Here is a 13510-nt window from a genome sequence, read left to right as displayed (position 1 = left end):
CGTACCCGGCACTTTCCGCGCCGTTCACCACCACAGGCAAACTTAAGGTTCGGATAAGCCAGACGTGAGACGCCCTCGTGCGAGGCAAAAGTAGCAGCAGAGGGTGAGCGTGAGCCGCCGCCGCAACGGGTATGCCGCCGAACCGCTGAACGCGTGAGGGGAAGGCAGCGCCATGCTCAGCAAAGAGGATCAGCGCAGGTTCGACCAGATCACCCGTCAGCTCCGGGAGAGCGACCCGGCATTCTTCGCCCGGCTGGACCACCGGGTCCGGGCCCGGAGGGGCCGTTACCTGATGTTGTTGACGATCGTGCTGTGGGCGTCGCTGCCGGCGATGACCGTGTTCGCCGGCCGGCTCGCCGGGGCGATCTGCGCGGTGGTGCTGGTGGCGAACGCCGCGATCATGTGGCGGTTCCGTCGCCGGTGGACGTGACGGCTCACCTGTCGGCCGGGCCGAACGCCCGGTAGGCGCGGCGCAGCCGTTCGAGCAGTCCCGGCCCGCCGATGCTCGGCGCCGGTGGGCCGAGCTGACGCAGCAGCAGATCGGGACCGGTCGCCAGTCGGGGCGGCCGGTCGGGCAGCGGCACGGGCGGCGACCAGAACCGGTCCGGCGCCTCGGCCATCGGAGTCGCGGACAGGCCGGCGAGCGCACGGGCCGCGCCGGCCGGCGACGCCGGTACGTCCACAGCGGACGCTACGTCGTCCTGGGTGGACGGACCGTCCGGTTCGGGCGGTGGCGGTGTGCCGGTGGCCTCCGCGCGACGGGCGCGCAGCTGGTCGAGCAGGTCCGCCCGGGACCGGCCGCGCCAGTGCAGCAGCTCGAACGGGTCCGCGTCGAACGCCTCGGCCAGGAGATAGAACGTGGCCGCGAGGTGCTTGCACGGCACCGCGAAGTCGGGGCAGTTGCACCGCTGGGTCAGCTCGTCCACGCCGGTCGGGAAGAGCGGCGCACCGGCGGCGACGAACAGCTCCTCCAGTTCGTCGGGGAGGTCCCCGGCGAGCAGCCGCGCGCTGAAGAACGCCTGCCCGGCCAGCTGCGTCTCGATCCGGGACCAGAGCGCGGCCGGGAACGGCGTCAGCGCGATCGACACCTGGTACGGCTGCGGCCGGGAGCCCTGCACCTCGGCGCTCACCCGCCCCGGCGCGACGTCGAGGCGCAGCACCTGACCGGCCCGCGCGTACGACCGGCCCCGGGTCAGCCGGGTGCCGAGCGCGAACGACTCCAGCACCTCCAGGAAGCGCCGCGACCACCAGGACCTGCCGATGGCGCCCCGGGCGCTGCGTGCCCGCAGCCCTCCGTCCACCCGGCGGGGACGGCCGTAGTCGGCGAACCGGTCCGTGCTCATCACTCCACCACCGCGCCGGCCTCCAGGGCGAACAGCTCCCGCAGCTGCCCGGTGGACAGCTCGGTGATCCACTGCTCGCCGGTGCCGACCACCCGTTCGGCGAGACTGCGCTTGTCGGCGATCAGCGCGGCCACCTTCTCCTCCACCGTGCCGGCGCAGACGAACTTGCGCACCTGCACCCGCCGCCGCTGCCCGATCCGGAACGCGCGGTCGGTGGCCTGGTCCTCCACCGCCGGGTTCCACCACCGGTCCACGTGCACCACGTGGTTGGCGGCGGTCAGGGTGAGCCCGGTGCCGCCGGCCTTGAGCGACAGGACGAACAGCGGCGGGCCGTCCGCCGACTGGAAGCGCTGCACGAGGGCGTCCCGTTCGGCCTTGCCGAGCCCGCCGTGCAGGAACAGCACCTCCCGGCCGAACCGGGCCGACAGGTGACCGCGCAGCATCGCGCCGAACTCGGCGTACTGGGTGAACAGCAGCGCCCGCTCCCCCGCCGCGAGGACCTCCTCCAGGATCTCGGTGAGCCGGGCCAGCTTGCCGGAGCGGCCCTCCAGCGCCGAGCCGTCGCGCAGCAGTTGGGCCGGGTGGTTGCAGACCTGCTTGAGCCGGGTCATGGTGGCCAGCACGAGCCCACGTCGTTCGATGCCGTCGCTGGTCTCGATCCGGTTGAGCATGTCGTCGACCACCACCCGGTACAGGGCGGCCTGCTCGGCGGTGAGGTTGCAGAGCACCTCCATCTCCAGCTTCTCCGGCAGGTCGGAGATGATCGACGAGTCGGTCTTGAGCCGGCGCAGCACGAACGGGCCGGTGATCCGGCGCAGCCGCTCGGCGGCCTCGGCGTCACCGTTGCGCTCGATCGGCTCGGCGAACCGCTTGCGGAACGTCGCGGCCGGCCCCAGCAGACCCGGGTTGGCGAACTGCATGATCGACCAGAGGTCGGCGAGCCGGTTCTCCACAGGCGTACCTGTCACCGCCACCCGCTGCCGCGCGGGCAGCGCACGGACCGCCTCGGCCTGCCGCGTCGACGCGTTCTTGATCGCCTGCGCCTCGTCCACCACCACCCGGTGCCAGTCGATGCCGGCCAGGTCGACGGCGTCGCGGGCGGCCACCGAGTAGGTGGTGAGGACCAGGTCCGCGCCGTGCGCGGCCGCGGTGAACTCCGCCCCCCGCGCCCGCTCCGCCCCATGGTGTACGTGCACACGCAGCGTCGGCGTGAACCGTGCCGCCTCGCGCTGCCAGTTGCCGACAAGCGACATCGGACAGACAAGCAGAGTCGGCCCGGCGTCCGGCGGGTCACCGGCGAGCAGCGCCAGCAGTTGGACTGTCTTGCCCAGTCCCATGTCGTCGGCGAGGACACCGCCCAGCCCGAGCGAGCGCAGGAAGGCCAGCCAGGCCAGCCCGCGCCGCTGGTACGGCCGCAACGTGCCCACGAAGCCCGGCGGCGGGTCCAGCGGGGTGAGCCGACGCTCGACCGCACCGGCGAGCAGGTCGCCGAGTGCACCGTCGGCGGTCACCTCCAGCACCGGCAACGCCCCGCTGTCCTCGCCGTCGGTCAGCCCGAGGCGGAGCAGGTCGGCGACTGTCAGCTCCCCCGCCGAGCGGAGCAGACGCAGGCCCGCCGCGAGGCGACCCGGGTCCAGTTCGACCCACCGGCCGCGCAACCGCACCAGCGGGGTCTTCATCTCGGCAAGCGCCGCCAGCTCGTCGGCTGTCAACGGCTGGTCCCCGAGCGCCACCTCCCAGCGGTAGTCGACGAGGGCGTCCAGGCCCACACCGGCGTCGACGCTTGCCACCGTGCCGGGCGCGGTACGGCTGCGGGCGCGCAGCCGGGCGCCGAGCCGCGCCGACCGGCGCTGCCACCAGGAGGGCAGGAGCACCCCGAAACCGGCGGCGTGCAGCACCGGGGCACCCTCGCTGAGGAAGCGGTGCGCGCCGTCGACGTCCAGCTCCATCGCCTCGGGGGCGGCGGTCCGCAGCGCGGAGTCCAGGTCGGGCCAGAGCCGGCTGGCCCGGCCCAGCTCGGCGAGCAGCGTCTCCTGCGGGCTGTTCGTGCGGCCGGCCAGGGTGCCGAGGGTCTGCGGCGCCCGCCAGACCTGCCCGGCGTCGACGTGCAGGCCCGGTTCGTCGGCCGGCTGCAACCCGAACTCCAGCCGCCACCGCCCGCCGGCGGCGGAGTCCACCGGCGGCGGCGGGTCGCCGGCCGGGCGGGTGGCCAGGATCGGCTCGGTGACCTCCTCGGGCGCCGGCTCGACCAGCCGGAAGCTCGCCCGCACCGGGCCGCCCGCGGCGTCGCGCTGCCAGGCGTCCAGCTCGGCACGCAGCGTGTCCAGTGCCGCCGGCTCGACCGTGAAGTCGCGGTGCGGGCCGGCGAGCGCGGCCAGCCAGGCCGGCGCCGGGCCACCCGGGCGCAGCCCCCGCGCCAGGGTGGTGGTCGCGAGGGCGGCCCGCGCGGCGGCGTCGGTGAACGCGTCGAGGGCGTCCGCGACGAGCGCCCCGGCGGTCAGTTCGGCGCCGTCGGCGACGGCTCGGGCGGCGGGCGGCAGGGCCAGCGCCAGCGACCGCGCCCAGCCGGCGTCGGTGCCGGTCAGCAGCGGACGCCACACCGCCCGCGCCGTGACCTGGCCACCGTCCTCGGCCGACACCGGCGCGGTCGAGGAGGCGGTCACGTCGGCGGCAGACTGCGGCGTCGTGCCGACTCCCGGCAGGATCCGACCACGGGTCACCAGGTCGGCGGCGAAGTCGGCCAGCTCGGCCAGGTGGCGCAGGGTCGCCCCGGGCACCGCCGGAAGCTCGTCCAGGGCGCGTAACAGCGGCAGCGCGTCGTCCGGGGCGTACACCAGGACGGGCACCCGCCACGCGGCCAGGGTGAGCCGGCCACGGGCCGGGGGTGCGACGGCGGTCCGGATCAGCTCGGGTGAGTCGGTCGGCGTGCCCGCCCGGGTGGGCAGGGTGATGAGCGCGGTGTCCGGACGGGCCGGCTCGGCGGCGTCGGCGAGGGCGGCGGCCAGGTCGGTGTGGCCGGCGGCGAACGGGTGTGGACGCTCCCGGGGCGGCCGGCCGGAACGGGCCGCGGCGGGCGGCTCGGCGCTGTCCTCGGCCCAGAGGGCGAGGCCGCCGGTCGAGCCGTCGCCGGGCGACCACAGCCCGTGGATGACCAGCACGTACTCCCCCTCGTCGCCGCCCGCGCCCAGAATAGGCGGCCCCGATGATCAGGTGCCGGCACCCGCCTACCGACCACGCCCGGCTCCGGGGCTGCCGGGCGGCCGCACGAGGGCTAGCGTCGGCGCCATGGTGGACCTGGTGGTCATCGGCGGGCTCGGAGTGGATGTGCGGGTGCGGGTGCCCGCGCTGCCGTTGCCGGACGCGGATTCGCACACGGTCGATCCGATCGACCTGCGGATCGGCAACACCGGCGCTGGGGTGGCGCTTGCCGCGACGGCGCTCGGCCTGCGGGTGCGGGTGGTGGACACAGTCGGCGCGGACCCGGCCGGCGACGTGGTCCGGGCGGCGCTGACCCGGGCCGGGGTGTCGGCGGTGCTGACCGAGGACCCGGGCGGCACCCGCCGGTCGGTGAACCTGGTCGACCCGGGCGGACGCCGCACCTCGCTGTACGACCCGCGTCCCTGGCGTGGTGGGCCGCCGTTGGCGCCCGGGGAGGTGGCCGAGCTGGTCCGGGACGCCCGGCACGTCCACCTTTCGATCATGGATTGGACGGTGCCGCTGCTGCACGCCGTGCGGGCCGCGCTCCCGTCGGGCGTGACCCTCTCCACCGACCTGCACGACTGGGACGGCGCGAACCCCTACCACCTGCCGTTCGCCGAGGTCGCCGACCTGGTCCTGGTGAGCGGGGTGCGGCTGGACGGGAGAGCCCCGGCTGTCGCCGACACCTTGGCGCCCCGGACGGTGGTGGTGACCCGGGGCGCGGACGGCGCCGACCTGTACCCGGGCGACGGCTCGGCGGCGCCGGTGCCGCCCGCTGCCGCGCCGGGGCCGGTGGTGGACAGCAACGGGGCCGGCGACGCGTTCGTGGCCGGCCTGGTCGCCGCCCGGCTGCGGGGCCGGCCGCTGGCGGAGGCGGCCCGGTACGCGGCGCGGGTGGCCGCCGCGGCCTGCACCCATGACGGCATGGAGTATCCGGCGGGCCTGTTGCCCACCGACTGACGCGGCGGCCGGTTCAGAGCGCCCCGGTGGTGCCGTCGGTCAACTCCCGCAGGATGTCGGCGTGGCCGGCGTGCCGGGCCGTCTCCTCGATCACGTGCACCAGGATCCAGCGCACCGACACCTCGCCGAGCTGCGGGTGCGGCACCACGTGGTCGAGGTCGAAGCGCGCGACGACCTCGCGGGACACCTCGCAGGCCCGCTCGTACGCCTCGACGAGCCCGGCCACGGTGTCCTGTTCGCCGATGACGAAGCTCGCCACCGCGTCCTCGTCCGAGGTCAGGTAGACGTCGCCGGGTGCGGGCGCCAGCAGGGTCACGAACCAGTTCCGCTCGACGAGGGTCAGGTGCTTGACCAGCCCGGCGAGGGTCGTCGCCGACGGCACCAACCGGCGGCACGCGTCGGCGTCGGCCAGCCCGCGTACCTTGCGCAGCACCACGCCGCGGTGGAAATCGAGGAAGGCGTCGAGCACGGCACGTTCGTCGGCGGTGCGGGCCAGCACCGGGCCGAGCGTCGGATCGATCGTTCGCTCCATCCACCGACCCTAGCGACGCACCGTGCGCCTTCGCTGCCCCGCTATCCGCTGCGGGCGGGCGGCACGGCAGGCAGGATGGGCGCATGGCTTCATCCGTGCAGATCCTGCTCGTCGGCGGCACGGCGGACGGGCAGACCGTCACCGTCGAACTGGACAGCAATGGCCGCCCGCCGCTGACCCACCACCACATCGGGTCCGGTGGCCTGGCCCACGCCGAGATCTACGAGCTGGAGAACGCCCGGGAGGAGTCCCGCGACTGGCGCTACCGGTGGACCGGCCCGGCCATGTGACCGGCCGGATCAGACCCGGGTCAGGGTCTGACCGCGCAGGCTGTCCAGCACGCCACGGGTGACGTCCGAGGTGCCGCGGGCCTGCTCGCAGACCTCCGCGACCCGCCGGGCGGTGGCGTCGGCGCGCTGCTCCCGCTCGTCCCACAGCCTGTCGACCTCGGCCAGCAGCGGCCCCTCGACCTCCCGCTCCACGCCGCGCAGGGCCGGCACGCCGAGACGCTGGGCCAGGTCGAAGACCTTGCCTGCGTACGGCAGCGGCAGGAACGGTGTGCCCACCATCGCCGCGAAGATCAGGAAGTGCAGGCGCATGCCGACGGCCAGGTCGAAGTGGCGCATCAACCCGAGCACCTGCTGCGGCGAGTACGTGCCGTGCAGGATCCGCCCCCGTTCGGCGGCGACCATGTGCGACAGCACCCCGTGGGAGTGCCTGATGTCGTCGCGTTCCATGGGCACGAACAACACGTACGCGTCGATCCGGTGCACCAGGAAGTCACCGATCTGGGCCAGCAACCGGTGGTAGCCGTCCACGTCGAGGCGCTCGGCCGCCCGTCCCGGCTCCCGCACGCTGATGCCGACCAGCCGCTTGCCGGCCGGGACACCCTCCTCGCTCAGCAGGTGGGCGGGGAAGTCGGCCGGCTGGAGGAGGAAGGCCGGGTCGGCGGTGACGGTGATCGGGTTGAGCAGTCCGGCCTCCTCAAGCACCATCCGGGACTCCTGGTCACGGACGGTGACCTGGGTGGCGCTGGCGAGCGTCTCCCGGACCATGCCGGTGTCCACGGTGTCGCTCAGCGGCCCGACCCCCACCGCGTACGTGATCAGGGGCAGGCCACGTTCCTGGGCGACCCGGACGACCCGCAGGTAGCGGCGGGCCTCCCGGTCGTACAGGATCCCGCCGCCGCCCAGAATGAGCAGGTCGAGCTGGGCCAGCACCAGTGCGGAGTCGGTACGGCTGACGCCCTCCCACGGCACCGCCTCGACGTCCGGGTGGGCGGCCCGGGTGTGCTCCGGGTTACGAGAGAAGACGATGATCCGGGCATTCGGCTCCTGCGTCCGCAGATCGGTCAGCAGACCGGTGAGGATCGCCTCGTCGCCGAGATTCCGGCCTCCGTACGAGCCGAGCACACCGATGGTCAGTCCGGCGCCGTGCGTCATCCGTCGCTCCTCCCCAGGTGCGGTCCGCGCGGGTTTCCCGCTGGGCAGGTGAACAGTCCTGCCGGCCAGACCGCTCGGCTCAGCGCGCCGGGTCGATCCGCTTGGCCATCTGCTGCGCGGTGACCTCGAAGCCCAGACTGCGGTACAGCCCGATCGCCACGGTGTTCGTCCCGAAGACGTTCAGCCCCAGCTCGGCGACGCCGAGTCGGGCCAGTTCGTCCTCCATGAGCTGGATCATCCGGCGTGCGTGGCCGCGTCCCTGGTGCGCCGGATCCACCTCGATGTTGTGGATCCAGGCCCGCCGGGTGTCGGTCGCCCCGGCCGCCCCGGGCAGGGTCACCCAGATCCAGCCGACCTCGGTGTCGCCGACCCGGGCCAGGCGCAGCAGGGTCCCCTCGGTGGCCGCGCCCGCGGGCAGCAGCTCCCTCAGCTGGCGTACGGAGTGCTCCAGGGCGGCCTGCGGGGTGAACCCCCGGTGCGCCGCCAGGTCCTCGGCGTAGGCCTGCTCCAGCGGCCCGCGCAACCGGGCGAGGTCCTGCTCCGTCATGGGCGTCAACGTCAGCGTCACCCGACCAACCTTTCCAGTCGCCGTCCCGCACCGTCACGCCGGCCGCTGGGCCGGGTCGACCGCGCGGGGCTCAGGGCGCGGCAGGCGCCGACTCCAGCTGGTACGCCAGGTGTGCCAGGTCGTCGAGGCGCACGTCGCCGTCGAGTCCCTTGAGCGCGGCCGTCGTCGCGCCGGCGGCCCGGCCGGCCTCCAGCCCCACCTCGGCGTCCTCGACGACCAGGCAGCGCGCCGGCGACACGTCGAGCAGCGCGGCGGCGCGCAGGTACCCCTCCGGCGCCGGCTTGCCGACGCTGACGTCCTCGACAGTGACCAGTACCGCGGGCTCGATGCCCACGGCACCGAGACGGGCCCTGGCCAGGCGGGCGTCGGCGCTTGTCACCACCGCCCAGGGCATCCCCAGCCGGGCCAGCGTCAGCAGCAGCTCGTGGGCGCCGGGGGTTGCCGTCACGTCGGACAGGTCGTCGTACTGCAACGCCAGCTGGCGCGCCGACGCGGCGGCGACCGCCGCGTCGTCGAGCCCGGGCAGCAGGCGGCGGACGGTCCGCTCGGCGGGACTGCCGTGCGCGATGGCCAGCGCGGCCCTCGGGTCGGTGCCGTACTCGACTGCCCACCGCTCCCAGGCCCGCTCGACTGCGGCGTCGGAGTCGACGAGGGTGCCGTCCATGTCGAACAGGACGGCCTCGATACCGGACAGGTCCACGATCATCCTCCCCCACCTGCGCTGATCCCCGAGCATAGGCCGAGCGGATTTCGGACCTGGCGGTCCGAACGAGGGGTCCGATGACCGCCAGACGGCAGGCCGGCGTCCCCAGATGATCGTCTGCATGACGACGACACTCGACAACAGGGTCGCCCTGGTGACCGGCGGTTCCCGGGGCATCGGGGCCGGCATCGCGCTGCGCCTGGCCCAGGACGGCGCAGACGTGGTGCTCACCTACCGGCAGGACGCGGAACGGGCCGCGCTCGTGGTGAAGCGGATCGAGGCGCTGGGCCGTCGCGCCCTGGCGATCCGGGCCGACGGTGCCGACCCGACGGCCGTGCCGGGCGCGGTGGAGCGGGCCGCCGCCGAGATGGGCCGGCTGGACATCCTGGTGAACAACGCCGCGGTGTTCCCGTTCGGCGCCACAGCGGAACTCGACATGGTGGAGGTGGAGCAGACCATCGCGGTGAACGTCCGGGCGCCGTACGTCGCCGTGCGGGCGGCGCTGCGACACCTCGGCGACGGCGGAAGGATCATCAGCATCGGCAGCAACGTGGGTGAACGGGCGGTCTTCCCCGGGCTGGCGCTCTACGCGATGAGCAAGACCGCCCTGCTCGGGCTGACCCGGGGCCTGGCCCGCGAGCTGGGTCCCCGCGGCATCACCGTGAACCTGGTCAACCCCGGCCCCACGGACACCGACGCCAACCCGGCGGACGGACCGAACGCGGCGGCCATCGCCGGTTTCACCGCTCTCGGCCGATTCGCCCACCCCACCGACATCGCGGCGACCGTCGCGCATCTGGCCAGCCCCGAGGCGGGCTACGTGACCGGCTCGGTGATCAATGTGGACGGCGGCTTCACCAGCTGAGGCCACCTGTCGGCGCCGGGTGGGGACCCGGCGCCGACCGTCCGCTCGGCGGGGTCACCCGTCGCGGCCCAGCGCCGGACGGACGGCGTCGACGAACGAGATCCGGCGACTGGTCCGCTGCTCGATCGCGGCGAGCCACAGGTCCCGGTGCCTGTCGCGCAGCGGCGTCGCGGCGCCGTCCGGCTCGTCCCCGAACCGGCGCTGGTCGGCGTACTCGGTCGTGATGCTGGCCAGCACCGACCGGGCCGCCGCCGCGACGTCCGCCGGCCCCTCCAGCAACACCAGGTTGTACGCCTCGTCCACGCCGCGCGTCGCCGAGTACGCCTCGTCATAGCCGGATCCCTGCTCGTCCGCGCCGGCCTGTAGCCATCGCCTGTCCAACTGCCGGTACGCCCGGTCACAGGCGCTCAGGAACCCGACGTACGCGTCGCGGCGCAGCTCGTCCCGGCGCGTCGCCCGCGCGTCCGCGCTCTCCAGCCGGGCGACGGCGAGCTGGTGGGCCAGTTGCCGGCGGGTGCTGAACGCGCCGATCAGCCCGGTGAGGGCGGCGGCGGCCAACGTGGACAGCGCGGTGATCAGCGCGACGGCGACGGTGTCCTGCACGCGCCCATCATCGCGTCCACGCTGTCGGCGCCGGCAGGGGGCTTATCGAAAACGGGGTCACGTTCCGTACGTGGCCTTGATACAGTCACGGCTCCCCTTGATCAACAAAGGACGTCGCCATGACCGGTGCCGAACCTGCCGAAAGTCCGTCGCCGGACCCCACCCCGGCCGCGGATCCGACTCCGACACCGGACCAGTCGCCTGCCGCGGAGACTCCGACGGCCGCCGAGGCTGCGCCCGCCGCGACCCCCGGCTGGGCCGCCCCGCCGCCGCCCACCGGCTCTGACCAGACGACCATCGTCGCCGCCGTCGTCGGAGGCGCAGTGGTCCTCCTGCTCGTGGCCTGCCTCGGCCTGGTCGGCGGCATCTTCCTGCTGCGCGGCGACGACACCACCGCGTCCGGCCCGGAAACCACCGCGCCCGTGCGACCCCGCAGCAGCGGCGGCGGTGGCCCGACCGCGAGCATTCCGGCTGAGGAACCCGTCGTGCAGGGCCCGCAGGCCAGCGCGTACCCGGCGGAGAAGATCGAGGACCTGAACCGGGTGTGCGACGAGGACATCTACTACCCGGAGCTGCCCAAACGGGCCGGCAAGGCGCCGCACCCGGTCGTCCTGCTCCTGTCGGACACCCCGGGGATGCGCTACAAGGACGACGGCTACTACTACGACCTGGGTCTGTCCAAGAAGGTCGAACAGACGTGGGCGTCGGAGGACCCCCGCTCGGTGCAGATGGTCGCCTGCCTCGATCGGGTCAGCGCCGGCTCCACGATCCGCACCTGCAAGTTCGACGACCCGAAACCGCAGACCCTGACGCTGGTGCGGACGAGTTGGCGTCTGCGCGTGTACGAGGCAGCGACAGGCCGCAAGCTGCTGGAGAAGACGATGCCCGGCGACGACCAGAAGTGCCCGTACGTCGTCATGGTCGGCGCCGACAAGAAGATCTACGCCGAGGTCAGCGACCGGGCGGCCATCGCGGCGCTGCGCAACCTCGTCACCAGGTAGCCCTGTTCAGCGCGGCGGGTCCTCACCGGTGAGCCCGTCCACCGACTCCCGGATCAGATCGGCGTGCCCGACGTGCCGGGCGTACTCCGGGCCGAGCGTCGCCCGCAGACCGGCGGCGTCCAGCCCGCCGGTCTTCCACGCCAGGGTGGCCCGCTGGCGGTCCAGGGAGCCCAGCAGCCCGCGATCGGCGGCTCGCGATGAGCGTTCTCGTCCGCGTACGTCATGGGGTCCGAGGCTAGCGGTCCCGCTTGTGCTCAACCACGCTCAAGCCGACTGGTCAGCTCGGTCACGATCTCCTCTGTCGGGCGGGTGGCGTCGACGCTGATCAAGAGACCTGCGGCGCGGTAACGGGCCAGGACGGGGGTGCTGTGCTTGTGGTAGACGCCCAATTGATGGGCGACGGCGGCAGGGGCGTCGTCGTCACGATGGAACAACGTGCCACCGCACCTGTCGCAGACACCTTCGACGAGAGTCGGTGACGACTCGATGTGCCAGATCATCCCGCAGCCCCGGCACGTGCGGCGTCCAGTCAAACGCCGCGTTGCCTCGGCATCGGCCAGGACCAGCTCGACCGCTTGAATCCCCAATGTCTCCAGCGCCCGCATCACCGACAGCGTGGGGAACTCCGTCCAGTACACGAAGCCGTCGACCGCGTCGGGTTCGCCAAGCCGGCGCCGCACGATCGCGGCGATGAGCTCGGGCGGTGGCAACTGCTCCGCGTTCATGAACCGACGCAGATCGTCGCCGAGCTCCGATCCCGCAAGCACCGCTGACTGAATCGCGTCCCGAATGGAAATCGAGGGAAGTCCGAGCCGAGCGGCGAGATGACCGGCCACCTCGGCGGTCTCCGTACCAGGTGACCCGATCAGGACCAGCCTGGCCTTTGCCAATGCCACGACTCGATCCTATTCCGCTGGAGTCGACGGCACTGGATCCCCGCCGGTCGGCAGTCATGCCCAGGGCGAGCGCCGTTGCGCAGTCAGCCCAGGATCGCTCGGATAACCGCGGTGTTCCCGTCCAGTTCCAGCAGGTGTACGACCCACCCTCCCGGTTTGGGCTCGGCTCCGGGCTGGTCGCATCCGACCTGCCCGCCGCCGTCGGCGTGTATCGCCACACTGCACCCGGGGCCTGCCAGGAAACCGCCACCGCCGCCCCTGCCATTGGCGTCGGTCAGTCGCACCCTGACACCGCCATCCTCCACGGAGGACGACACCGTCCGCGTGCCGAGCGGGAATGTGACCGAACCGGAGAAGGACACTTTGCAGTCGCCGTCGGCACACGCCGTGTACTTGGTGCCGCCCCCGCTCGGCGCCTGCGTCCTCTGTGCCGCTTTGGGCTGCCGTGACTCGTGCGCGGTGGGGGCGGAAGATGCGGAAGGTTCGGCGTCACGGGGACTTGCGGGGGAAGCAGCGCGGGAGGCGGTCACGGTAGCGGCGGTGTCAGGGCCCGACCACGTGGCACCGGAGGACGATTCCGCCTTGGAGTTGCAGCCGGCTACCGCCAAGACCAGCAGGAGCGCCCCGATCGCCGTGCCGTTGGCGGAGGACAGTCGGCAATGCTGCATGCGCGGAGTCTAATGGCCCGAATTTGCCGGAGCCCTGACGGGGGAACGGCAGGCCGCGACCCGACTCGTTCGTCCCCCAAGGATTGATGCGGCATGAGAGGACGTTGCGTCAGTCTCGGATTTCCATCTCTGTCACCAGGCCCCTGTCCAGGCGGTAGACATGCGTGACGGTGTGGTCGGCGAGCTTCACGCCGCTTTTGTCGTGGACCGTCTGATGAACGGTGACCGCAATGCGGCCGTCGGCCTCCGTGGTGAACGCGGTCGGCGTGACCGTGGGCTCGATCTGGTCCCACTGTCGGCGCCAGTAGGCGCTCACCTCCTCGCGGCCGCGAACGACGCCTCCTTCCCAACCGTTGGGCCACGAGACATCCGGCGTCATGGCGGCCAGCAGCGTGGGAATGTCACGCTCGTTGAAGGCCGCGTAGAGGCTTGTGAGCAGGGCCTGGGAAGTAAGGCCTTTTGGCGAATCCATCGAGCCAGCATGACCGGCGGGACGAAGCCGCTGAAAGTCCTCTTCGCGGCCAGCAGAACACGCGAGAGTCTCACCACGCCGAGGAGCGATCTCCCCGGGGCGGCTTCTGCTGCCCGATGGTGGGCGCGGCAGGTTTCGAACCTGCGACCCCCCGCTTGTAAGGCGGGTGCTCTCCCACTGAGCTACGCGCCCGGAACGCCCCGTGTGGCGGGCCGGTGGCTGGCAAGCTTACCTGCTTGCCGCCGGCCCGGACGCACGG

At 73.1% G+C, this 13510-nt stretch carries 14 protein-coding genes, 1 tRNA gene and 2 pseudogenes; 5 read left to right on the top strand and 12 right to left on the bottom strand.

Annotated features, from left to right (window positions below):
* The first annotated feature begins 172 nt into the window (after positions 1–172).
* Positions 173–430 carry a DUF3040 domain-containing protein gene (locus ACZ6N8_RS08915; protein ID WP_139586530.1) on the top strand — a complete coding sequence of 86 codons (258 nt, stop codon included), beginning with the start codon at positions 173–175 and terminating at the stop codon, positions 428–430.
* A 4-nt stretch (positions 431–434) separates the two neighbouring features.
* Here the strand turns inward: ACZ6N8_RS08915 and ACZ6N8_RS08910 are convergent, their stop codons facing one another.
* From ACZ6N8_RS08910 to ACZ6N8_RS08900, 3 genes and pseudogenes are all read right to left on the bottom strand, one after another.
* Positions 435–1343, bottom strand: a complete 909-nt coding sequence (locus ACZ6N8_RS08910) for an SWIM zinc finger family protein (protein WP_466008690.1) — start codon at positions 1341–1343, stop codon at positions 435–437.
* Positions 1343–3949, bottom strand: a pseudogene (locus ACZ6N8_RS08905) (DEAD/DEAH box helicase); the annotation flags it as partial. The pseudogene ACZ6N8_RS08905 and the gene ACZ6N8_RS08910, both read right to left, overlap by 1 nt.
* Before the next feature lie 80 nt (positions 3950–4029).
* A pseudogene (locus ACZ6N8_RS08900) lies at positions 4030–4501 on the bottom strand (ATP-dependent helicase); the annotation flags it as partial.
* A 127-nt stretch (positions 4502–4628) separates the two neighbouring features.
* On the opposite strand from ACZ6N8_RS08900, the gene ACZ6N8_RS08895 reads away from it, so the two are divergent.
* Entirely contained in the window at positions 4629–5501 is an 873-nt protein-coding gene (locus ACZ6N8_RS08895) for a carbohydrate kinase family protein (RefSeq protein ID WP_466008688.1), read from the top strand.
* A gap of 13 nt (positions 5502–5514) precedes the next feature.
* On the opposite strand, the gene ACZ6N8_RS08890 is transcribed toward ACZ6N8_RS08895, so the two are convergent.
* Positions 5515–6033 (bottom strand): DinB family protein, encoded by a 519-nt coding sequence (locus ACZ6N8_RS08890; RefSeq protein ID WP_466008687.1) that lies wholly within the window; start codon positions 6031–6033, stop codon positions 5515–5517.
* Between the two features lie 83 nt (positions 6034–6116).
* Here ACZ6N8_RS08890 and ACZ6N8_RS08885 point away from each other — a divergent pair, with 83 nt between their 5' ends.
* Positions 6117–6323: a hypothetical protein gene (locus tag ACZ6N8_RS08885; RefSeq protein WP_357990348.1), complete on the top strand. Its 207-nt coding sequence runs from the start codon at positions 6117–6119 to the stop codon at positions 6321–6323.
* A gap of 9 nt (positions 6324–6332) precedes the next feature.
* On the opposite strand, the gene ACZ6N8_RS08880 is transcribed toward ACZ6N8_RS08885, so the two are convergent.
* The 3 genes from ACZ6N8_RS08880 to ACZ6N8_RS08870 form a co-directional block, all read right to left on the bottom strand.
* Positions 6333–7475: a polysaccharide pyruvyl transferase family protein gene (locus ACZ6N8_RS08880; protein WP_466008684.1), complete on the bottom strand. Its 1143-nt coding sequence runs from the start codon at positions 7473–7475 to the stop codon at positions 6333–6335.
* 79 nt (positions 7476–7554) lie between these two features.
* Positions 7555–8043 (bottom strand): GNAT family N-acetyltransferase, encoded by a 489-nt coding sequence (locus tag ACZ6N8_RS08875; protein WP_466008683.1) that lies wholly within the window; start codon positions 8041–8043, stop codon positions 7555–7557.
* Positions 8044–8113: 70 nt separating this feature from the next.
* Entirely contained in the window at positions 8114–8749 is a 636-nt protein-coding gene (locus tag ACZ6N8_RS08870; protein ID WP_466008681.1) for an HAD-IA family hydrolase, read from the bottom strand.
* 118 nt (positions 8750–8867) lie between these two features.
* On the opposite strand from ACZ6N8_RS08870, the gene ACZ6N8_RS08865 reads away from it, so the two are divergent.
* Positions 8868–9611, top strand: a complete 744-nt coding sequence (locus ACZ6N8_RS08865; RefSeq protein ID WP_466008679.1) for an SDR family NAD(P)-dependent oxidoreductase — start codon at positions 8868–8870, stop codon at positions 9609–9611.
* Positions 9612–9665: 54 nt separating this feature from the next.
* Here the strand turns inward: ACZ6N8_RS08865 and ACZ6N8_RS08860 are convergent, their stop codons facing one another.
* Positions 9666–10214: a hypothetical protein gene (locus tag ACZ6N8_RS08860; RefSeq protein WP_466008677.1), complete on the bottom strand. Its 549-nt coding sequence runs from the start codon at positions 10212–10214 to the stop codon at positions 9666–9668.
* Positions 10215–10333: 119 nt separating this feature from the next.
* Here ACZ6N8_RS08860 and ACZ6N8_RS08855 point away from each other — a divergent pair, with 119 nt between their 5' ends.
* Positions 10334–11215, top strand: a complete 882-nt coding sequence (locus tag ACZ6N8_RS08855) for a hypothetical protein (protein WP_466008676.1) — start codon at positions 10334–10336, stop codon at positions 11213–11215.
* Positions 11216–11221: 6 nt separating this feature from the next.
* On the opposite strand, the gene ACZ6N8_RS08850 is transcribed toward ACZ6N8_RS08855, so the two are convergent.
* From ACZ6N8_RS08850 to ACZ6N8_RS08835, 4 genes are all read right to left on the bottom strand, one after another.
* Positions 11222–11473: a hypothetical protein gene (locus ACZ6N8_RS08850; RefSeq protein ID WP_466008674.1), complete on the bottom strand. Its 252-nt coding sequence runs from the start codon at positions 11471–11473 to the stop codon at positions 11222–11224.
* On the bottom strand, positions 11470–12111 hold the full coding sequence (locus ACZ6N8_RS08845; protein WP_466008672.1) for an adenylate kinase family protein: 642 nt from the start codon (positions 12109–12111) through the stop codon (positions 11470–11472). The genes ACZ6N8_RS08850 and ACZ6N8_RS08845 overlap by 4 nt, the downstream gene beginning before the upstream one ends.
* 777 nt (positions 12112–12888) lie before the next feature.
* Positions 12889–13251 carry a nuclear transport factor 2 family protein gene (locus ACZ6N8_RS08840; RefSeq protein WP_466008671.1) on the bottom strand — a complete coding sequence of 121 codons (363 nt, stop codon included), beginning with the start codon at positions 13249–13251 and terminating at the stop codon, positions 12889–12891.
* Between the two features lie 117 nt (positions 13252–13368).
* Positions 13369–13443, bottom strand: a tRNA-Val gene (locus ACZ6N8_RS08835).
* Positions 13444–13510 lie beyond the last annotated feature (67 nt).

This window comes from Micromonospora sp. NPDC047521 (assembly GCF_055587305.1).
This window is presented reverse-complemented; position numbering and strand designations above follow the sequence as displayed.